The following is a 20,979-nucleotide window of genomic DNA, read 5'->3' as shown; positions in this document are numbered from 1 at the left end:
GTCTTTCCTTTGCGCTGGAGACTAGCGTGTCGGTTATCGACTCTTTTGATTATAAAGATTTAGATGCACAACGTGTAGGACGTTTTGATTTTGGGATAAACACAACATTTATTGTATATCGCCTAAATGACACCATTATTGATGCCGGCCCGAGTAATCAGTGGAAATATGTAAAGTGGTTTGTCAAGAATAAACCCTTTAAGCAGCTGGTTCTGACGCATCACCATGAAGATCATAGTGGAAATGCCGGAGCAATTTACAAATTAACAGGTATACAACCAAAAGCGCCAGAATCTACCGTTGAGATTTTAAAGCGGGGCTTTCGTATACCACCTTTGCAGTTGTTGATTTGGGGGCGAGCTGGAATCGCTGAGGCGGCACCGTTACCCAAGGAGCTGCGTTTCGCGGGCGAAAAAGTTTTAGCAATTTCAGCGCCAGGGCATGCAAAAGATATGACCTGTTACTTGATGCAAGATAGAGGGTGGATATTTACCGCTGACCTATATGTTGCCAGCCATTTGAAATTGCTACGCAAAGATGAAAGTGTACCAATGCTGATACATAGTATACATAAAGTCCTGAAATATGATTTTGATACCATATTATGTCCTCATCGGGGGATTGTGGAAAATGGTAAAAGCCGACTACAAGCAAAGTGTGACTATTTACTGAATTTGTCGAGTGAAGCGCGGGAACTTGATCGGCAGGGGCTATCTCTTGGAGAGATTACCCGTCGGCTTTTGGGGCGAGAAAATCTGCTTAGCCTTTTGTCTGGATATAACTTTAGCAAAAAAAACCTTATTGCTTCCTGTATGCGGGTTGACCCTTCAAGATTTCAAGAATGAGCCTCTTTGTGATAAATAGTTTTTAAGGCGGTTGTGAATTAAATGGATGACATTTAGTATGCGATTACAAAATATCCCGCTCGGGGAAGTTATTATCTACGCTGAGTTATTGATCTGCTAATAGATCCTGATATTCTCATTGTTTATTTGATGAAGTAAAACGTAAGGTGATTTATGAAAAAAATAGGATTGTTGGGCGGGATGAGTTGGGAAAGCACATCAATCTATTACCGTATTATCAATGAAGGGATTGCCAAAAGTTTAGGTGGATTACACTCTGCTGAAATTATTCTCTATAGCCTGGACTTTGAGGAGCTTGCCCAGTTACAAGCGGCGGGGAAGTGGAAGCAGGCGGGCTTATTGCTGGCGGAGGCTGCCCAGCGCATTGAAGGTGCTGGAGCTGAAGGTGTTTTGTTATGCACAAATACTATGCATAAAATTTCTAGAGCAATTGTTGAGTCTATCGGTGTTCCATTTCTTCATGTTTGTGATGCGATCGGTGAAGCACTCCTCGTAAAGAAAATTAAAAAAGTGGGTTTGCTGGCAACTGCTTTTACTATGGAGCAGGATTTTTATCGGAGTTATATCCAGGACAAATATGGAGTAGAGGTTATCATCCCGGAAAAATCAGATAGGGGTATTGTGCATAGGGTTATTTATGATGAGCTTTGCAAGGGAATCATACTTGATGACTCTAGGAAAAGCTATGTTCGCATTGTGGATGAGTTGGCTGAGCAGGGTGCAGACGGTGTAATTCTAGGATGTACTGAGATATGTATGCTGATCTCCCAAGCAGATACTACAGTAACTTTGCTGGACTCGACTGAGATTCATGCCCAAAAGGCTGTAGCATTTTCTATATCCGAGAAGTAATTGGGGACAGAGTGGAAGCTGGGTGTCTTGCATGATATTTAAGTGGAAAATATTCCAATAATTTTGCAGTAACTTAGCCTTCAAGCTACGACTACTGTTGATGTAGTTCACTATGTAGATGACAGGTAAAGTGATGCTTGATGCTTGTACTACTTGGAAATCGATTAATTTTATTTATTATTGCCTTTTTTGCGTTATTACTGTCCTCGTATTAACCCTTAATTTGGTATATGTTGACCTATAGTTGCCGAGATGAGGCTTTATGCCGGCATAAAGGTAACTGAAATGATATTTATTGCCGATTTTAGCTTTCTTTGTTTAAGACATTATTGTCAGTATCTTCATTGATGGTCTGCATTAATTAGTAATATTCCTACTTTCACTATTCCAAATTGGTACATTTTCTGGCACTTTTTATATGTGTCACACTTCTTGCAGTGAATGCAATGGTGATAATCTCCCTTTGCACTGGGGGGCGTAAATGAGATATTTACTGATTTGTTGATGTTGTGCACCTAGGTGCTTCGTGCTATTTGAGGGCGGGTCGACTGAAGAGCAGGTTCGTCTGGCCCGGAAGATAAAAAGAGATAATTATAAAAGGGAATTATTCCTATGAATCAAAGCAAGAAGCGCTGGCTTGCAACCTGCAGCGCCCCTTCATTGCTGGCAATTTCAATTGCCGCAGCAACCAGTCCCGTAATCGCTGAGGATGCACTTCTCGAAGAAGTTATTACTATCGGTACCCGAGTAGAAGGACGCTCTGCCACCGACTCTTCTGCGCCCATTGATATTGTCACTGGTGATCAATTTGTTAACCAGGGTGATGGCGATCTCAATAATTTGCTTCGAAATGTTGTTCCATCCTACAACGTCAATGCAAAACCAATAGCGGATGCTGCCTCAATCGTTCGCCCCGCAAATCTGCGTGGACTGCCGCCCGATAGCACCCTGGTTTTGGTAAATGGAAAGCGCCGTCACCGCGCTGCGGTAATTTCCTTCCTAGGCAGTGGTGTATCTGATGGTGCCCAGGGTCCCGATATTTCTGCGATCCCTGCTATTGCCCTGAAGCAGGTGGAGGTGCTTCGCGATGGTGCAGCTGCTCAGTATGGATCCGATGCGATTGCTGGGGTAATTAACTTCCAGCTAAAAGATGCCGCAGAAGGGGGCGCCGTTGAAGTTAAGCATGCGACCACGGCTGAAGGGGATGGAGATCAAAGCACTATTGCTGCCAACTTTGGTTTGCCTCTGACAGATTCCGGCTTTGTCAATGTGAGCATGGAGTATCGTCAACAGGACTCTACCAGTCGTAGTGTTCAGCGTGATGATGCAGCTCAGTTGATTGAGGATGGTAATACTTACGTTGCTAATCCTGCGCAAGTCTGGGGTCAACCAGAGGTTAATGATGATACGAAGTTCTTCATTAATAGCGCGATAGAGCTGAGTGATTCAGCAGAGTTATATGCTTTTGGTAACTATGCCAGCCGTGCAACCGATGGGGGCTTTTACTTCCGTAACCCGGAAAGTCGTCCCGGCGTCTATGCAATCGAGGGAGACCCCCTGATTGGTGACCTGGATGCCAGTAACGGTATTTATGACTGCATTGGCATGAGCCATGCGGAGGCACAGTCCAGCGACGAGTGTTTTTCCTACACCGAAATGTTCCCAGGTGGGTTTACACCACGTTTCGGCGGTGAACTTGAGGACTACTCGGCTGTATTTGGTGTCCGTGGTGAGATTGGTGATGGTATTGGATACGATATTAGCGCCAGTACAGGTCACAATGAAGTGGACTTCATAATCTACAATACTGTGAATGCCACCCTTGGGCCGGATAGTCCGACCAAGTTTAATCCTGGCGGTTATGTACAAAACGAAACTAATTTTAATATTGATTTAACTAAGAGTACCGAACTCTCCGGAATGCCTCTGCATATGGCAGCAGGCTTTGAATGGCGTGAAGAAGAGTTTGAGGTAAAAATAGGCGATACCGCCTCTTGGGTGGTTGGTGATCTCGCAGAGCAGGGTTTCCTGATCGGGTCCAATGGATTCTCTGGTTTTGGTCCAGAAGTTGTGGGGACTTTTGATCGGGATAATATTGGGCTCTATACCGACTTTGAGTTGGAGCTCACCGATAATCTCCGCCTGGGTAGCGCTGTACGCTGGGAAGATTTCTCTGATTTCGGAGATACCTCTAACTATAAGTTCTCTGCTCATTATACGATCAATGAGTTGATTGCTCTGCGCTCTACACTGAGCACAGGTTTCCGAGCGCCGACTCCTGGGCAGTCCAACATTACTAATGTGACTACGGCTTACACCAATGGTGAGTTGGCGAATCGAGGAACTATTCCGCCAACCAATCCCATTGCCATGGTGAAGGGCGGTGCGCAGCTACAGCCAGAAGAATCTCGGAGCTTTACGATTGGCACAATTTTATCGGCAGGTGATTGGGATATTACCCTGGACTACTTCCAGATAGCAGTGACCGATCGAATTACTCAGTCTGCGAACCAGGAGCTCACCGATGAGGAGCGAGATCAGTTAGTGGCTGATGGCATTAGTGGTGCTGACTCGCTGGAGTATTTCCGCTTCTATACCAATGACTTTGATACCAAGACTCGCGGTGTTGATTTAGTGGCAACCTATCCACTGGGTGATGCAACTGATTTCAACTTGGCGATGAACTGGACAGAGACTGAAATTACTGATTACAGTCCTGAAACCATGGACGAAATGCGTATCAGGCAGTTGGAGGAAGGGTTACCAGAGGTTCGTGGCAACGCCTCTATCACTCATTCTGCTGAAACCTGGCGTGGTCTTATACGGCTCAATTACTACGGCAGCTACTGGGAAGCGCATCTGGATGACTATAGCTTGCCTATTGATGCAGGGGATGAGTGGACGGTAGATATTGAAGCGGCTTACGATTTTAATGAGTCCATGACTCTTATCGCAGGTGCTGAAAACGTGTTCAATAATTATCCTGACAAGAACCCCTGGTCTGGAGTTGCTGGTGCCCAATATCCAGAAACTGCTCCGATGGGATTCAATGGCGCTCTTTACTATATGAGAGCGCAATATGAGTTCTAGGTGAGAATGTAATTGACTCTAGGTAATCTGCTTTCTGCTTGCCGGGAACGCTCAGGTACTCGGTGAGCAAGCGCGATGCGTCTCTTACTGAAAAAGCCCGCTGTATTCAGCGGGCTTTTTACATGTCCCAAAGTGAATTTGTGGCCATCGACAAAGTTATGCGTTCTTTATCCTGAATTTGTTTAAGATCTTCAAAAACTTCCTTCACCTCCATCGATTCTATAGCTCCGTATACGGCTTGGTAGAGTTCGGAAAAATAGCGGTCGACTTCCCGTCCCATATTGTTTATTTCTGTAATTGTTGGAGGATCACTCAAGTTGAGACGGCGAATAAAGTCTAACGCACTTTCCTCGTGAGTGTATTGCAGCCAAGTTTTCATGACTTTGTATTGAGCAACTTCACTGTAGTTTGCCAGGTTTTTTGCCATTCGCTGCTCATGTTCAAGCATGTGTTTGAGCAGTAGTTGGGTCCGGTAATCCTCCGACTTGTTCATTAAGGTCTCATAGGCATCTGCTATGTCCAGATGGAATTTTTCGGCATCGTTGATAACCTCAAATGCCTGCTTGAATGTTTTCATATATTTACCTTATGGTAACGGATTTCCACTGATTGATAGATTAGATTACACAGCTGTACCTGCTCCTCTCTCTAAATAGTATTAATCCAGTTAATCAAAATTTGTGGGAAAATACCAAATAAAACAAGGGCTGCGGCTAATGTCGCAATCAATAATTGTCCCGACGTTGTAATTTGTAGTGCCCCGAAGTTTGTGGTGTTTTCGCTGATGTCACGTTGCACCATCGTGAGTAACAGGCGAAGATAATAGAATAGCCCAAGCGCACTCCCGATAACCACACCTGCCAGCAAAGCCCACATTTGCCCTTCAACCCCAGCACTAAATATATAAAATTTCCCAATAAATCCAATCGTTAGCGGGATGCCCGCTAGAGATAGCAGCATTAGTGCTAAACAAATGGCCAGCCAGGGGCTTCGCCATAATAAACCTCTATAGAATTCACGCTGATAAGGATCATCTTTAGCCTCAGGGGGGCTGATGACTTTTTTGTCACGGGATAATTGGTCAGTCTCTACAGAGTCCGCTATTAAACCGACGATAGCAAAGGAACCCAGGGTTGTAATGACATAGGCGACTAAGTAGTAAATGACAGCTTCTGTCCCGAATGCACTATTTCCAATAATAAATGCCACAATCAAGTAGCCAATATGCCCGATAGAGGAGTAGGCTAATAGCCGTTTCACATTGTTTTGCATCAGGGCGAGTAAATTTCCTATCAACATGCTGGCTATTGCTGTGATGGTCAGCAAATCAATCAAGACTGGACTTTGATAGAGATTAAGGGTGTTAAAGAATCGTAATAGAAATGCGATAGCCGCTGTTTTCCCAACTGTAGCGATCAACGCAGTGACCGGAGTTGGAGCCCCCTGAAAAACGTCGGGAGTCCATATATGAAAAGGAACCAATGAGAGTTTAAATGCAATAGAAATAATCAGTAATGTGGTGCCGGTGGCAAATAGAGCAGAGGTTTGTGACAGGTCCGGCATACGTATAGCGATACTATCAAAGTCTAATGCACCAGATGCTGCATAGATCAGAGCGATGCCAAATAGTCCAAGGGCAGTAGATAACGCAGACAAAATAAGGTACTTGAAGGCAGATTCAAGGGAATCTAGTTGTTCTTTTTTTGATGACAAGTTGCCGGTGACAGTAAACCCTAGCAAAGGGTAAAGCGCTAGGCTGATTAATTCAATGCCCAGAAAAAAAGTGGCAAAGTGGCTAGAGCATACTAGGGTAAGCGCCCCCAATATTGCGAGTAAGACTAAAATGTAAAATTCTTCTGGATAATTATCGGGATTTCTTTTTGGATAACATCGAGGTTCCAGGTAATTGTATCCCATAATGCTAACCACCATTGCCGTAAGCAATAGTAGTAAACTAAAAAATAGCGCATTGTAGTCAATGTTGATAAGACTCGTTACCTGAATGGAACCTGCATTGCCCGATAAACTGGCGGCGACCCAAAAACAAGACAATATTGCGAATACTAGTGTTACTAAAGTGGTAATAAATGATCCTATATGATTGCGCCAGAATGATACCTGTAGCAGCAAGAGTACAATACCAGCGCTAATAATCAGTAGCGGCAAGATAGAAAATAGTTCATGAGCACTCATGGTGATGTACCTGCAATCGGGTCTTTAACAGGGGGGGGGGATAGCGATTTAGTATTAGACGAACTCGCTTCACGCGACCCTGGTCCCACATCGTGCGCAACCGTAAATCGTTGCATGGACTTTAGAACTGTGGGCTGAGCTATATCAAAAATAGCTTGTGGTTTTAACCCGAAAATAACAAGAAGTACCGCCAGGGATAACAAGGCACAGGTTTCCCTGATACTCAGGTCGCTGATCGTGTGACCTTTATTAGAACGTTCCAGTTTTTTATTGAACTTACCAAAAAAGACTCTTTGTACCATCAGTAGGGCGTAAAGGGCAGCTCCGATCAGGCCAATAGCTGCAACGACGGTTATCCAGTGGTTTGTTTGGAAGCTGCCTACAAGTACCAAAAATTCAGCGATAAAATTACCTAAACCAGGAAGCCCGAGCGACGCTATAGCAAAGAATAGCGCTATAGCAGAAAGCTTTGGTAATAGTGGCCATACTCCGCCTAGTTCTGCCATATCCCTTGTATGTAGGCGGTGCTGTAGAGCTCCAACTAGTGCGAAAAGGGCAGCAGTACTGATTCCATGCGCAATCATTTGCATCACAGCACCCTGTATGGCGATAGTATTAAGGGCATAAAGGCCCAATAGAACAAAGCCCATATGGCTGACGCTTGAATATGCAACCAGTCGTTTCATATCGCTCTGCGCAAACGCCAGTGTTGCGCCGTAGACGATACTAATCGCGCCGATGGTCATTGCCACAGGGGCGAAAGCTTCAGAACTCTCTGGGAACAATGGCAGGGTAAAGCGTAGTAGACCATAGGCGCCAGTTTTAAGCAGTATTGCCGCAAGAAGGATACTCCCGGCGGTTGGTGCCTGGGTATGGGCATCTGGCAACCAGGTATGAAAGGGTAGTGCGGGTAATTTGACGATAAATGCAATGAAGAAACCAAGCATTAGCCAATAAGCAGCATTCGCTGAAAGCTGAGCGCCCAGGAGGTCGTTGTAATTGAACGTAAGCTGACCGCTGTTTCGGTAGTGAATAAATGCCAGTGCAACAATCGCAATCAGCATTAACAGGCTGCTGGCTTGCGTGAAGATGAAAAATTTAATGGCGGCATAAATTCTTCGATCATAACCCCAAACTGCAATTAGAAGCAGCATCGGAATCAGCATTACTTCCCAAAAGAAGAAGAATAGAAACAGATCCATCGCGGTGAATACACCAACTATGCCGGCCAGAGTCCAAAGGTAGTTGAAGTGAAAAAAACCGCGCCTGAAGCTAATATCATTCCAAGTCATCACCAGGCCAAAGATACCCATTCCCATAGTTAACAGCAGCATCAGAAAACTCAAACCGTCAATAGATAGGTGAAAGCTGATACCAAATCGTGGAATCCAGGAGGTTAGAAGGGTATCCCACCACTGGCTGCTTTCAGCTGTAGAAACTGAGGTTGCTTGTGGCCAATAACTGGATATCAAGATTGTGGAGATTATAAGAGAGGCAAGACTAATCCAGCGTCCACCTTTGTGGAGGTGCCGCTCGGACAGCCAGGCTAAGATGCCTCCGGCAAACAGAATAATGATAATTGCCAGTAGAGTCATAGGGCCACCAAAAGGGCTAGAAATAGAATTGCGCCGACGACAAAGGTGGCCAAATACCAACGTATTTGGCCATTTTGAGACGAGCTGAGCGCATTGTTCAGCTGCGTGCTCAGAGCTGCGATACCTTTATATATGCTATCAATGATATCGTTATGATTGAGGTTGGTAATTGCTCTAAATGGCCTGACTAATAATCGATCATAAAGCCAGTCGAATCCCCAGCCTTTAAACCAAAACTGCATAATAAGAGATCGTTTTTCGCCGGCCTCCTTTTCATATAGATACATTTTCCAAGCGATAAATAAGCCTATCAGCGGCATTGCAATGGCAATGGCTTCAATCCATCGGGAGTGGTCCTCATCAATCTCCACCCCGAAAACGCCCCGCAGTGGTGGTGCCAAAAGCCCACCAAATAAAGCTAATATGGCGAGTATGCCCAATGGAATCGTCATAACGGAAGTGTTGGCGTCTTTGCAATGAGATGAGGCGTTGCCTTCACTTCCCAAAAAAGTAAGAAACAAAACGCGAAAGCTATAGATACCCGTTACCAAGGCCCCGAGTAGGCCTGCAATCCAAAGTGCATTGACACCTTGGTGATACTCCCAGGCGCTCAGTAGTATGTGATCTTTACTGTAAAATCCTGAGGTAAAAGGCAGGGCTGCCAAGCAGGCACACCCGATAGTAAAGCAGACAAATGTAAATGGAATTCTTCGATACAGCCCGCCCATGGCGAAGATATTCTGTTCATGATGCACACTCAAAATCACAGACCCTGCAGACAGGAAGAGTAAAGCTTTAAAGAATGCATGAGTCATTAGGTGAAAAATAGCGCCAGACCAAGCGCCAACGCCCAAGGCTAAAAACATATAGCCTATTTGGCTGATAGTAGAATAGGCAAGAACCCGCTTGATATCACTTTGTGCGATAGCGCTAAAGCCTGATATCAACAGCGTTAGGGCACCTACGACTGCCACTGCGGTCATCGCAGTTTCCGATAGTAGGTACAGCGGGTGCATGCGAGCAATTAAATAGACTCCCGCTGTCACCATAGTGGCGGCATGGATCAGGGCACTGACAGGAGTGGGGCCGGCCATCGCGTCGGGGAGCCAAGTCTGAAGAGGAAATTGTGCAGATTTACCCACGGCTCCGCCGAGCAGTAGTAATGTAGCGATGGTAACTATCTCGACATTCACTCCAGGAGCGCTTGCTGCAGAGATTAATTGTGGAATATTCAGTGTAGAAAATTCATAGAACAGGAGAAACAAGCCAATAGCCATGGCGGTGTCACCGATTCGTGTCACAATAAATGCTTTCTGTGCTGCGGCACCGTTCTTAGATTCCTTGTACCAAAAGCCGATCAATAAATAGCTGCAGAGTCCCACACCCTCCCAGCCAAGATATAAAAGAACAAGATTGTCGGCCATTACAAGAATTAGCATTGCGCAGATAAATAGATTCAGGTAGGCGAAATATCTGCGGAAATCAGGATCGTCGTGCATATAGCCGGCAGAATATAAGTGAATCAAAAAACCAACTCCGGTAATGATCATAAGCATTACCAGGGTTAACCAGTCCACGTAGAAGGAAAAACCAATCTGTAGATTTGCCACGTGTATCCACTGCCAAACAGATAGTGTCAGTACTGATTCTGCTCTGCCCAAAAATACGGTTATAGCAATAGTGGCAACAAGAATTGCTGAAATTCCAATACTGCCAACGCCGATGGCACCCACCAATTTTTGTGAGGGCTCCCTCTGCGTGAATATTGGAATAGTGACCAGGGCGAGGAAACCCAGTAAGGGGAGTAACGGTATCCAGGCTAACATTCCGTTCATTTCAGCCCCTCAATTCATTGAGTTGGTCAATATCGACCGTGTGTTTTCGATAATAGAACTGTAATACCAGGGCAAGTGCGATGGCTACTTCAGCGGCGGCCAAGGTGACTACAAAGATAAACATCACTTGACCATCCGCATTGCCCCAGTGTGCACCGGCAACAACAAACATCAACGCTGAAGCATTTGTGCAAATCTCTATGCACATCAGCATAAAGATGACATTGCGTCGAATTAGTAATCCTGCTAAGCCCAGACAGAAGAGAATGGAGGCCAATAGCACGCCCGCCTCCAGACCGGGCGCAGATTCGATAAGCATAGCCTTACTCCTCAATGGTTGTTTTTCTATGGCGGGCCAAATGAAAGGCACCAACCAGACCCGCCAGAAGTAGCATTGAGGCTAACTCAACCGCCAGTATATAGTGGCTAAAAAGCGCAATTCCCACTTGTTTTGGGCCGATGTAGTGGTAGGACTGGCTAGCTGAAATTTGCCCACTGCTTACCAGAAGAATGAGCTGAATTAGTAGAATTGCTGAGAGCAGAGCTGGTCCTATCCAGGTGTGTGGCTGTAACCAGGCTTGCTCTTGGGCGACAGAAGCGTCGCCCTGATTGAGCATCATAATTACAAAGATAATTAACACCATGATAGCGCCGGCGTAGATAATCACTTCTAGAGCGGCTGCTAGAGGGGCACCAAATTGGTAGAAAATGATTGCTACGGATAGAAGTGAGGTGACGAGATAGAGTAGTGCGTGTACCGCATTTTTATGGAAAATAACCATTGCCGTAGAAATAACGGCAACTGCGGAAGTTAGATAAAATATATAATTCACAGGGGTCGCCTCGTTTTTTATTGTGTCGAGTGCCTGGATTTCGATATTAGAGATTTAGACTTTTCACATTAATGGGTTCAGATTCATTCTGGGCTTCGCCTTTGTCTTTTCCTGCTATGGCCTTACCCGCAATCTGATAGAAGCTGTAGTCGTGATACTTGCCTGGCCCATTGATTAGCAGGTCCTCCTTTTCATAAACCATATTTTGACGATCATATTCACACATTTCGAAATCTGGCGTCAGTTGAATGGCGTATGTAGGGCAGGCATCTTCGCATAAGCCACACATGATGCAGCGAGAGAAATTGATGCGAAAATATTCTGGTCTCCAGCGGCCATCAGCGTCTTCCGTTTTTTGCAGGGAGATACAGTCTGGCGGGCAGGCAACTGCACAAAGATTGCAGGCGACACAGCGCTCATCACCATTGGGGTCGCGGGTCAGTACAATTCTGCCGCGATATCTTGGTGACAGATAGGGTTTCTGATCCGGGTATTGAACGGTGACATTTTTTCTGAATAAATGTTTAAAGACTAACCACATACTGCGAATTTGACTTGCAATCATTCCCTTGGTCTCACACTTTTTTCGATATTTCTAGGCAGTCCACAGAAGTATCCCCGCTGTCGCGAGAAGATTGAGCAGAGCCAGTGGTAGCATTACTTTCCATCCAAATTTCATTAGTTGGTCATATCGCGGGCGCGGGATGGCCGCTCTAAGAAGAATAAACAGACAAATTAGCAGTGCAGTTTTCAGGCAAAACCAGATAAAGGGTGGCAATATTGGGCCGTGCCACCCCCCAAGAAAGAGTGTTGTAATCAGGGCAGAAATCAAAATAACAGCTAAATATTCACCAACGAAAAACATACCGAATTTCATTCCAGAGTATTCCGTGTGAAACCCAGCGGTCAGTTCATGCTCTGCTTCTGGAAGATCAAAAGGAGTCCGGCGGCTTTCGGCAATGCCGGCAATAAAAAAAATAAAGAACCCCAAAAACTGTGGAACTATAAACCAGCCCTCGGCCTGGGCATTGACAATTTCGCGCAAGTTGAAACTGCCAGATAGCATCACAACGCCCATCAGGCTTAATCCCATAAATACTTCATAAGAGACCGTTTGTGCAGCAGCTCGTAAACTACCCAGAAGAGCGTATTTATTGTTCGATGCATATCCTCCAAGAATCACGCTATAAACTGCGATAGAGCTCATAGCGAGTACAAATAGCAGTCCAATATTTAGATCGGTAACGCCGATGTTGGGGGATATAGGCACTACGGCAAATGCTATCAGCATGGTCGCCATAACGACGGTGGGCGCCAATATAAATACGGGGATGTCGGCAAATTTCGGGGTGAAGTCCTCCTTAAAAAATAGTTTTATCATGTCGGCGAATACCTGTAAAGTGCCGAACTTTCCTACCCGATTAGGTCCAGGTCGATCTTGCCAAAATCCCAATAAGCGCCGCTCTCCCCAAGTCAATATTGCGGCAAGTACTACGGTAACGATCAGCACGCCGAAAACATTGAGCAATATAATCCAAACGCTGGCACTCATGATTGACTCTCTTGCTCGGTAGTTGCATTTTTCTCGACCTGAAGCAAATTTGCCCAGCCTGGTAATTCGGCGGCAAGTCCTTCTAGTCCTGGGAGCCCGAAAGGGACACCGATACTCCCGGCTGGCTGGGTACCGGAAATAAAAGCTCGGCCGTGAAATATGCCGCAGGTAGCATCCAGTGCCACGAAATCGCCGTGATCAAGATCTGCACGTTTTGCGTCCACTTCATTCAAGGTGAAGAATGGATTATCTATAACCGTCGACAAAGTCATCGACTGGTTACTCAGTTCCTCTGATCCGAACATACGGTAGATGGGAAGGGTCTGCAGGCCGGGGGAGGCTGACTTTGCTGGATCAGTGATATTGGGAGCGCTAGGCCGTCGGGATAGCGGTGTCTCTTTGCGCTGGATAGTCATCCCGGATGCTCCACCTCGGCGTTCGCCGCCAACTTCCTGTTGAAACTTAAAGATTGATTGATTCGAATTCCACCCCGGCGACCAGATGTTTGCTTGGAGACTTGTTCTATTGGGGTTATGTATTCCCTCCATACTAAAACTCATCGGAGCATCAGGGTCTTGTGGCGGTGGCGCTTCCGAGACATGCTCCTCGGCGTGAATTGCGGTACGGCCGCTGTACCGTGCAGACTGCCGGGCGACTTTTAGCCCTTCAATTCTGAAGTTTTCATCTGGTCCGAGTTGTTTAATGACACTGAGGGATGGAACACTCTCTGCAAGAGCTTCTGTGACATCGGGGCAGTGGCTCCAATTGGAGATGGCCTCAATAGTCTCAGTCCTCTCTTTACAGTATACGGCTGCGTCAGATAGCCACCTCCAGCTTTCCTGAATAAACCCTGTGCCTTCATAGACTGTGTAGAAACGTTGAGCCAATCCAGTATTGTTGACGAAAGTTCCCTGTGACTCTGCTGTTGCGGATACTGGAAAAATCAAGTCTGCATGCTTTGCGGTTTCATTTAGCAGGGTGTCGAGTAAAATTATGTGTTCGACGCTGGCAAAGAGCACATGTAGGTCTTCGCTCGACAATCTCCGAAATAGATTGTTTTCTAATATGATCAACGTTTTATCATTTTCCCCTTTGTCTTCCCTGAGTTCGGTAATCAATTTTTCTAGGTACCCACATTCTCCAGAGAAAAATTGTGTGACTCCTAGGCTATTGGCTTCACCACAGCACAGATAAAGGGAAATTGCTGTTTCTTTTTTTTCGGACAGAGAGATAGCGATTTCTGCCGCGCTGTGGATTAAGTGGATATCTTTGCTGCCAGTTCCCGAAATAATCACAGGGTTCTTAGCGGTAGCCAGCAGTTGTGCAATATGCTCGGCTTGCTGTGAGCTGTCTGGATCTAATCTATTTTTGTTGTCTTCAGCACTCGATACATAGTTGGCTATAGCCTCTCCGATAAGAGCCGTTTTTTCTGGTCTAACAAAGAGAGTTTTTGATGTGACATCGGAGAGCTGGTTTAACTCGGCACCAATAAAAATAATCGGGCTGGATTCACCTTCCAGCTGTCGTACTGAGGCATCTTGCCAGAGAGGTATTCTTAAAGATTCGGCTTGTTGCTTCTGTCTGTTGCGGGCGGCCTGACGTACAGCGAGAGAAATTCTTGGTGCTGTATTGTAGATATCTTCGCCTAATATCAGTACCAGGTCGGCATCTTCAATTTCCGGGGTGGTCGGGCTGTGGATTCTCTTGTCACACTGAATCGTATTGATAAGCTGTAATAGTTGGGTGTCTCGTTTGTTGATACCGGAGAAGAAATTCTCGCAACCTACGAATTGTTGCAGGGCGAAGTTATTTTCCAGGGACGCTCTGGGAGAGCCAATGCCAATCAGTCGGTGGTTGCCCCGCTGTGCTTGTGCCAGTTTATCTGCCAGCGCAAGGACCGCTTCTTTAGGGGGTATATCTTTATGAAGTCGTTCATCTTCATCTGCCGTCGAGCTGATTACGGCATCTTCACGAGCCGACAATACCTTGTCGATGCGGCTTTTACTATTGACGTATTCGTAACCAAAACGTCCTCTGTCGCAGAGGAAATAGCCATTGATATCATGGTGGTAAAAATTGACTACCCGCCGCAAGAGTGGGTTTTGCTGACTTCCTGATTCCCTGGCTCCAGGTGCGGTATTGCACCCCACAGCGCAGTGCTCACAGACTGAGGGTGCAGTTTGCAGATCCCACTTCCTGACAAAATGTTGGCTGAACGTTTTATCGGTAAAAACCCCTGTTGGGCATACTTCAACCAGGTTTCCACTGAAACCATTTTCCAGCATACCCTCTTGGTTTCTACCAAAAAACACTTGGTGATTTCGGCCCAGGGCTTGTAAATCCTCACCGCCTGCGTAGTCATGATAAAACCTGATGCACCGATAACAGGTAATGCATCGATTCATTTCGTGGTTGATAAAAGGTCCCAGATATTGATTGCGATATGTTCGCTTAGTGCCCTGGTAGCGACGCATGGTATGACCAGACATTTCGGTCATGTCCTGTAGGTGACACTCCCCGCCCTCCTCACAAACGGGGCAATCATGAGGATGGTTTGTCATTAGATCCTCAATAACAGAACCGCGGAAGTCCTTGGCCGTTTCGCTATTGACACTGTAAATTCCGCCATTTTTTACCGGAGTCATACAGCTCATAATCAAGCGGCCATGCTGATCTCCACTATCTTTGTATTCAATGACGGCGCATTGACGGCAGGCGCCAACGGAACCCATAGCGGGATGCCAGCAAAAATAGGGCACATTTAGTCCCAGAGACAAACAGGCCGTTAACAGGTTTTGATCTCCATCAATCTGGTATTTACTACCGTCTATAGTGATGGTTGGCATGTGAAATCCGTTTATTTTTTATGGATGCTTTGTCAGCGGTGTTGTTGTACTTATTGAGTGATAGGGGCAAGCACCCATAGTCACGTGGTTAATGAAATCCTGTTCAAATAACACGAGGGCACTTTGGATTGGCTCTGCGGCACCGGGGGCCAATGCACAAAAGGTATGGCCCGGTGCGATTCGTTCACATTGTTCTTTAAGTAGCTCCAGATCTTCAGTGCTGCCATTGCCGGATTCTATCCGCTCTAATATTTTCACGGCCCAGGGCAGCCCATCACGGCAGGGGGTACACCAGCCGCAGGATTCGCGAGCAAAAAATTGAGTTAAATTCAGGACCAACCCCACCGGACAGGTTTTATCATCCAGTACGGTAATAGTTCCTGTGCCCATACGACTGCCGGCCTTACCGATGACATCGTAATCCATGGGGAGGTCGAGGTGATCGGTGCTGAGAAAATCTGTAGAGCCCCCACCGGGCAGTAAGCCCTTTAGCTGTAGGCCATCTTTCATGCCTCCGGCATGCTTTTCAATAATTTCACGAATGGGGGTCCCCATGGGTAGTTCCCAGGCTCCGGGGTTTTTTACTTTGCCACTGACACCAAATATTTTACTACCGGCATCTTCGCCGAGACCGAGATTTTTGTACCACTCAACACCTAGATTAACTAAGTGAGGAATATTGCATAAGGTTTCGACGTTATTGACAACAGTCGGTTTTCCCCATAGCCCGCTGACTTGCGGAAAGGGAGGTTTGGCTCGGGGGATTGCTCGTTTGCCTTCCAGGGCATTGAGGAGAGCGGTTTCCTCTCCGCAGATATAGTTACCTGCACTTCGATGCACGTATATATCCAGGCTGAAACTACTGTCAAAAATATTGGTCCCGAGCATTTTTTGTTGCTTGGCTTCAACGATAGCCTGCTCAAGCCGACTTGCGGCTAAATGATATTCACCACGAATAAAGATATAAGCCTGTGACGCTCCAATGGCATAAGCGGTGATGGCCATGCCCTCAATTAGCAGGTGAGGGTCCCGCTCCATTAACAGTCTATCTTTGAAGGCACCGGGCTCCATCTCATCCGCGTTGCAGATAACATATTTTTGTTTGGGTGAGTCCTCTCCGCGAGGCACGAAACTCCACTTAAGACCAGTATTAAATCCTGCTCCGCCACGCCCTCGCAAGCCGCCATCCTTAACCAGCTCAATGATGTCATCAGGTGCCATGGAGTGTGCTTTGCGCCACCCCCGGTATCCATCATTGTCCATATACCGGTTAATATCAGCCGCAACATTGTCCTGGCCGATATTTTTAGTCAGAGGATTTGTCAGCATAATATTTTTTCTTTTTATCGATTAGCGCATTGATACTGTTCTCATCCAGGTTTCGATGCATCTCTTCTCCGAGCATAAGCACCGGTGCTTTGTCACAGTCCCCTAGGCAGGGCGTTTCCAAAAGAGTGAAAATGCCATCTTCTGAGGTTTCGCCGGGCTTTATCATCAGACGATCAGAAATGGTTTTCTGCAGGTGATCGCACCCCATGATCCAACAACTGGAGCTTTTACACAGGTAGATAACCTCTTTTCCCACTGGCTGGCGAAAGATAAGTTGGAAGTAGGTCGCGACACTTTCCAGCTCTGCCACAGGAATATCTAGGTAATCGGAGATAGCCTGAATAGTCTCATCAGAAATCCAGCCGCGATGTTTTTGGACAATTCGCAGTGCCTCAAGACCTACGGGAAATCGTTGCTGGTAGTGCGTGGCCTCTTGGTCGATTTCCTCTTTTTCCTGAGCACTTAAAGCTGCCTGATTATCTTCTGAGTCGCTGTTGCTATGCTCCATTACTTCAATCAGTTCCGGTTCTAGTAAGCTGGACATATACGCCCCCAAAGTATGGCTTGCGGAGACATAGGTGAGGCGCAATTGCCACCAAGTGCTGAGGTGGCGACAACGCTGGAGGTATTTCTGTGCACGTTTCTACTCCGCTGCAATAGGCCTTACCGACGCCTTGTTGTTTTTATTGTTATCTGTCCACATCTGCCATGACGAAATCGATACTGGCAATAATTGCGATAAGGTCAGCAATCAAGAGGCCATTAGTCATCAACGGAATCATTTGCAAGTGTGGAAATGAAGGGGTACGAATCCTGGTCCTGTATGAAGAGGTCCCTCCATCACTGATGATCTGGTAACTGTTGAGTCCTTTAGTAGCCTCAATGGGGTAGCAGACTTCGCCGGCAGGTATTACTGGTCCCCAGCTGTTATTCACAAAATGCTGTATTAAAGTTTCGATATCCTCCATTGTGCGGCCCTTGCGTGGGGGCGTGGTTAATGGGTGGTCAGACTTGTAGGGACCCGGTGGCATATTTTCCAGGCACTGGCGAATAATTCTCAAGCTCTGCCATATCTCATCCACCCTGACCCGGCAGCGGTCAAAACAGTCACCACCATCGTAGCTGGGAATCTCGAATTCGAATTGATCATAGCCGCAGTAAGGGCGTTTTTTGCGGAGATCCCAGTCCAGGCCTGTGGCACGGAGCCCTGGCCCTGTGACCCCCCATTCGAAAGCCTCTGCCGTGTCGTATACACCGATGCCCCGGGTGCGGCGCTGTAAGAGCTTATTTTTGATGACCATGCCGTCGTAGTCGGCCAGGCGCGCGGGCATATAGTCGAGGAATTCCCGTACCATCTTGTCCCAGCCCTGTGGTAGGTCCTGTGCTACGCCGCCGATTCGAAACCATGCAGGGTGCATTCTGCCGCCGGTAATGGCTTCGACAATCCCAAACAATTTTTCCCGGTCGATAAACATATAGAACACTGGTGACATCTGCCCCACGTCCTGGGCAAAGGTACCAAAAAATACCAGATGGCTGGATATACGGAAGAACTCGCACATCATCACCCGTATCATCTGTGCGCGTTCAGGGACCTTAATGCCAGCGAGTTGCTCCAGCGCCATTACATAGGGTAGGTTGTTCATCACACCGCCGAGATAATCAATGCGATCGGTGTAGGGAACATAGGTATGCCATGCCTGGCGTTCAGCCATCTTTTCCGCACCGCGATGGTGGTAGCCGATATCTGGCACAGCATCGACGACTTGCTCACCATCCAGCTGGAGGGCCACGCGAAATACCCCATGTACACTAGGGTGATTAGGGCCTAGATTGAGGAACATAAATTCCGAGTCTTTATTTGCTCGTGCCATTCCCCAGTCTTCTGGCCGAAATAGCAGTGCTTCCTGCTCCTTACGTTCTTTTTCTTCTGACAAACTGAAAGGATCGACTTCGGTCGCCCTAGCGTGGTGATCTTTCCGCAGTGGATGACCCTTCCAGGTCAGAGGCATCATGATTCTTTGTAAATGAGGATGCCCAGGAAAGTCGATACCAAAAAGATCCCACACTTCTCGCTCATACCAATTGGCGTTTTCCCATACCTTAGTAATTGTTGGCGCGCTGAGATCATTCTCTGCAAGAGCCACTTTGATGCGAATAAAGAGATTTCGGGTAAAGGACAGTAGTTGGTACACCAAGGTGAAATCACTGGATGGCTGTTTTTCCGTGCCGTCCCCACGGTTGACTCGCAACCGCTCATCAATGGCGCTCAAGTCATAGAGCATTTCAAAAGGCTGAGGAATATCTCGTTTTAGAAATAGCAAAAGAGGGATCAAGGCATGTTTCTCAATCCACAATGTGGGCATATCATCACAGTGGGATTGCCACCAAAAGGAGTGGAGTTTGTATTCAGTATTTAGCTCCTGAATAAATGACTCAGCTGATTTCCTATAGGGAGTTTCCGTATGGATAGTTTTTGCGATTACGCCACTCATTAGCCATTCCGTTGTTATTTTTTATTCCATGTGGCTCTAATGGCCTTACACACTATCGGGCGAACGTAGGAATTCAGCTTTCATACGCTCCTTTCTGTGGAGGTCCCGCTGGCTGGGCTTTGGAACTTTGTGGGTTCCCTGGTCATCTACAACCCAGCTAAAAGCTCGCCGCTCAGCAGCGACAGATTTTTGTAATAATGTTAACCCCTGTAGCAGGGCCTCAGGACGTGGTGGGCAACCGGGCACATAAACATCGACAGGAAGAAATTTGTCGACGCCCTGAACCACACTGTAGATGTCATACATGCCCCCAGAGTTGGCGCAGGAGCCCATGGAGATGACCCAGCGGGGCTCAATCATTTGTTCGTACAGACGCTGAATGACTGGTGCCATTTTTAAGAATACGGTCCCGGAGATAACAATCAGATCTGCTTGTCTTGGAGTAGCACGGATGACTTCCGCGCCAAAACGGGAAATATCATGACGACTGGTAAAGGCAGTGGCCATTTCCACATAGCAGCAAGAGAGCCCAAAATTAAATGGCCACAAAGAATTTGACCGCCCCCAGGAAACCAACTCTTCAAGTTTGGTAAGGAGGATATTTTTTTCTAAATCTTGAGTGCCTATTTCTTCAGCGGGATTGCTGTGCTCGGTGGCAATCAAGTCGTCAGCTTTCGTCAGCTTCCAGCGCATTATGAAATCTCATTGTTGTCATCGGGGTTTTTGGCGTTTATCTAAACTTTTCTGGTGCCCACCCCAGTCAAGTGCGCCCAGGCGCCATAGGTAAATAAGCCCCACCAGTAGTATTACGATAAAAATGGTGGCCTCGATAAATCCGAGTAAGCCAGCCTCATAAAATGCGATGGACCAACTGAACAGGTAAATTGCCTCCAGATCGAAGACGATAAATAAGATGGCAACCAAGTAATAGGCGACGGAGAGGCGTAGGCGCGCACTACCCTGGGAAATAATGCCTGACTCAAAGGGCTCATCGGTAGCCGGATCCCTGCGCTTTTGACCGAGAAAATAGGAAAGGCTAAGCATTAAGGTGATTAGAGCAAAAACGGCCAGGCAATAAACTATCAGTGGCCAAATCTGCGGGGTGAACTGATCTGGGTAGTTCAACTTCGCTCTCCCATGTTTCTTCGGGCGAAGCCCGTATCAATCACTGGTCTTGCAGTAAACGGAAAATCAAGAACGCCGATTTTTAGGGTGCTCTCACGCAAGAAGAGATAATTTGAAAAACGTTCATTGCTTTTTTGTGAGATTTTTTAGTTGTGGCTAATCCTAATCGCTTGTCTGATTTATAAATCGTTGCGGGAGAAAGCGCCAGTAGCGCGAAGGAACGTTTAATTCTTATATATCTATTTTTTATTCAGTAGAGTTATGTATTGTCTTGCGACAGGAGGATAACTAAAAAATTGCGCCACTTTTAAGGACCTGCATTCAACTCTGAAGTGCATCACCCTTTAGGCTGCTGCAGCAGCCGTATA

17 protein-coding genes are annotated in these 20,979 nt (G+C 46.6%); 3 read left to right on the top strand and 14 right to left on the bottom strand.

Annotated elements, in window-relative coordinates; all coding sequences use genetic code 11:
• Positions 1 to 26 precede the first annotated feature (26 nt).
• The 3 genes from MO867_RS12605 (at position 27) to MO867_RS12595 (ending at position 4,808) form a co-directional block, all read left to right on the top strand.
• Positions 27 to 845 carry an MBL fold metallo-hydrolase gene (locus tag MO867_RS12605; protein WP_252468068.1) on the top strand — a complete coding sequence of 273 codons (819 nt, stop codon included), beginning with the start codon at positions 27 to 29 and terminating at the stop codon, positions 843 to 845.
• A 174-nt stretch (positions 846 to 1,019) separates the two neighbouring features.
• On the top strand, positions 1,020 to 1,718 hold the full coding sequence (locus tag MO867_RS12600; RefSeq protein WP_252468053.1) for an aspartate/glutamate racemase family protein: 699 nt from the start codon (positions 1,020 to 1,022) through the stop codon (positions 1,716 to 1,718).
• A 612-nt stretch (positions 1,719 to 2,330) separates the two neighbouring features.
• Positions 2,331 to 4,808 carry a TonB-dependent receptor plug domain-containing protein gene (locus MO867_RS12595; RefSeq protein WP_252468040.1) on the top strand — a complete coding sequence of 826 codons (2,478 nt, stop codon included), beginning with the start codon at positions 2,331 to 2,333 and terminating at the stop codon, positions 4,806 to 4,808.
• Positions 4,809 to 4,926: 118 nt separating this feature from the next.
• Here MO867_RS12595 and MO867_RS12590 read toward each other — a convergent pair whose 3' ends face one another.
• The 14 genes from MO867_RS12590 to ndhC all read right to left on the bottom strand — a co-directional run bounded on the left by MO867_RS12590 (position 4,927) and on the right by ndhC (position 20,611).
• Positions 4,927 to 5,385: a hypothetical protein gene (locus MO867_RS12590; protein ID WP_252468038.1), complete on the bottom strand. Its 459-nt coding sequence runs from the start codon at positions 5,383 to 5,385 to the stop codon at positions 4,927 to 4,929.
• 71 nt (positions 5,386 to 5,456) lie between these two features.
• A complete protein-coding gene (locus MO867_RS12585) occupies positions 5,457 to 7,001 on the bottom strand; it encodes an NADH-quinone oxidoreductase subunit N (protein ID WP_252468027.1) in 1,545 nt (514 codons plus the stop codon).
• Positions 6,998 to 8,596 (bottom strand): NADH-quinone oxidoreductase subunit M, encoded by a 1,599-nt coding sequence (nuoM, locus tag MO867_RS12580; protein ID WP_252468025.1) that lies wholly within the window; start codon positions 8,594 to 8,596, stop codon positions 6,998 to 7,000. Before nuoM ends, MO867_RS12585 begins: the two co-directional genes overlap by 4 nt.
• Positions 8,593 to 10,431, bottom strand: coding sequence for an NADH-quinone oxidoreductase subunit L (gene nuoL, locus MO867_RS12575; RefSeq protein ID WP_252468023.1), 1,839 nt, complete (start codon positions 10,429 to 10,431; stop codon positions 8,593 to 8,595). Before nuoL ends, nuoM begins: the two co-directional genes overlap by 4 nt.
• Before the next feature lies 1 nt (position 10,432).
• Positions 10,433 to 10,750, bottom strand: a complete 318-nt coding sequence (gene nuoK, locus MO867_RS12570; protein WP_256473986.1) for an NADH-quinone oxidoreductase subunit NuoK — start codon at positions 10,748 to 10,750, stop codon at positions 10,433 to 10,435.
• Between the two features lie 4 nt (positions 10,751 to 10,754).
• Positions 10,755 to 11,264 carry an NADH-quinone oxidoreductase subunit J gene (nuoJ, locus tag MO867_RS12565; protein ID WP_252468012.1) on the bottom strand — a complete coding sequence of 170 codons (510 nt, stop codon included), beginning with the start codon at positions 11,262 to 11,264 and terminating at the stop codon, positions 10,755 to 10,757.
• A gap of 46 nt (positions 11,265 to 11,310) precedes the next feature.
• Positions 11,311 to 11,829: an NADH-quinone oxidoreductase subunit NuoI gene (gene nuoI, locus MO867_RS12560; protein WP_252468010.1), complete on the bottom strand. Its 519-nt coding sequence runs from the start codon at positions 11,827 to 11,829 to the stop codon at positions 11,311 to 11,313.
• A gap of 30 nt (positions 11,830 to 11,859) precedes the next feature.
• Positions 11,860 to 12,816, bottom strand: coding sequence for an NADH-quinone oxidoreductase subunit NuoH (gene nuoH, locus MO867_RS12555; RefSeq protein ID WP_252467998.1), 957 nt, complete (start codon positions 12,814 to 12,816; stop codon positions 11,860 to 11,862).
• Positions 12,813 to 15,662 (bottom strand): NADH-quinone oxidoreductase subunit NuoG, encoded by a 2,850-nt coding sequence (nuoG, locus tag MO867_RS12550; RefSeq protein WP_252467996.1) that lies wholly within the window; start codon positions 15,660 to 15,662, stop codon positions 12,813 to 12,815. The genes nuoH and nuoG overlap by 4 nt, the downstream gene beginning before the upstream one ends.
• A gap of 18 nt (positions 15,663 to 15,680) precedes the next feature.
• Positions 15,681 to 16,991, bottom strand: coding sequence for an NADH-quinone oxidoreductase subunit NuoF (gene nuoF, locus MO867_RS12545; RefSeq protein ID WP_252467994.1), 1,311 nt, complete (start codon positions 16,989 to 16,991; stop codon positions 15,681 to 15,683).
• The gene (gene nuoE / locus MO867_RS12540) at positions 16,969 to 17,535 is read right to left on the bottom strand and encodes an NADH-quinone oxidoreductase subunit NuoE (protein WP_252467992.1); all 567 of its coding nucleotides are present in this window, start codon (positions 17,533 to 17,535) and stop codon (positions 16,969 to 16,971) included. The genes nuoF and nuoE overlap by 23 nt, the downstream gene beginning before the upstream one ends.
• Before the next feature lie 145 nt (positions 17,536 to 17,680).
• The gene (nuoC, locus tag MO867_RS12535) at positions 17,681 to 19,486 is read right to left on the bottom strand and encodes an NADH-quinone oxidoreductase subunit C/D (protein WP_252467980.1); all 1,806 of its coding nucleotides are present in this window, start codon (positions 19,484 to 19,486) and stop codon (positions 17,681 to 17,683) included.
• Between the two features lie 45 nt (positions 19,487 to 19,531).
• The gene (locus tag MO867_RS12530) at positions 19,532 to 20,179 is read right to left on the bottom strand and encodes a NuoB/complex I 20 kDa subunit family protein (protein ID WP_252467978.1); all 648 of its coding nucleotides are present in this window, start codon (positions 20,177 to 20,179) and stop codon (positions 19,532 to 19,534) included.
• A gap of 18 nt (positions 20,180 to 20,197) precedes the next feature.
• The gene (ndhC, locus tag MO867_RS12525) at positions 20,198 to 20,611 is read right to left on the bottom strand and encodes an NADH-quinone oxidoreductase subunit A (protein ID WP_252467966.1); all 414 of its coding nucleotides are present in this window, start codon (positions 20,609 to 20,611) and stop codon (positions 20,198 to 20,200) included.
• Between the last annotated feature and the right edge of the window lie 368 nt (positions 20,612 to 20,979).

This window comes from Microbulbifer okhotskensis (assembly GCF_023895975.1).
Taxonomy (GTDB): domain Bacteria; phylum Pseudomonadota; class Gammaproteobacteria; order Pseudomonadales; family Cellvibrionaceae; genus Microbulbifer; species Microbulbifer okhotskensis.
This window is presented reverse-complemented; position numbering and strand designations above follow the sequence as displayed.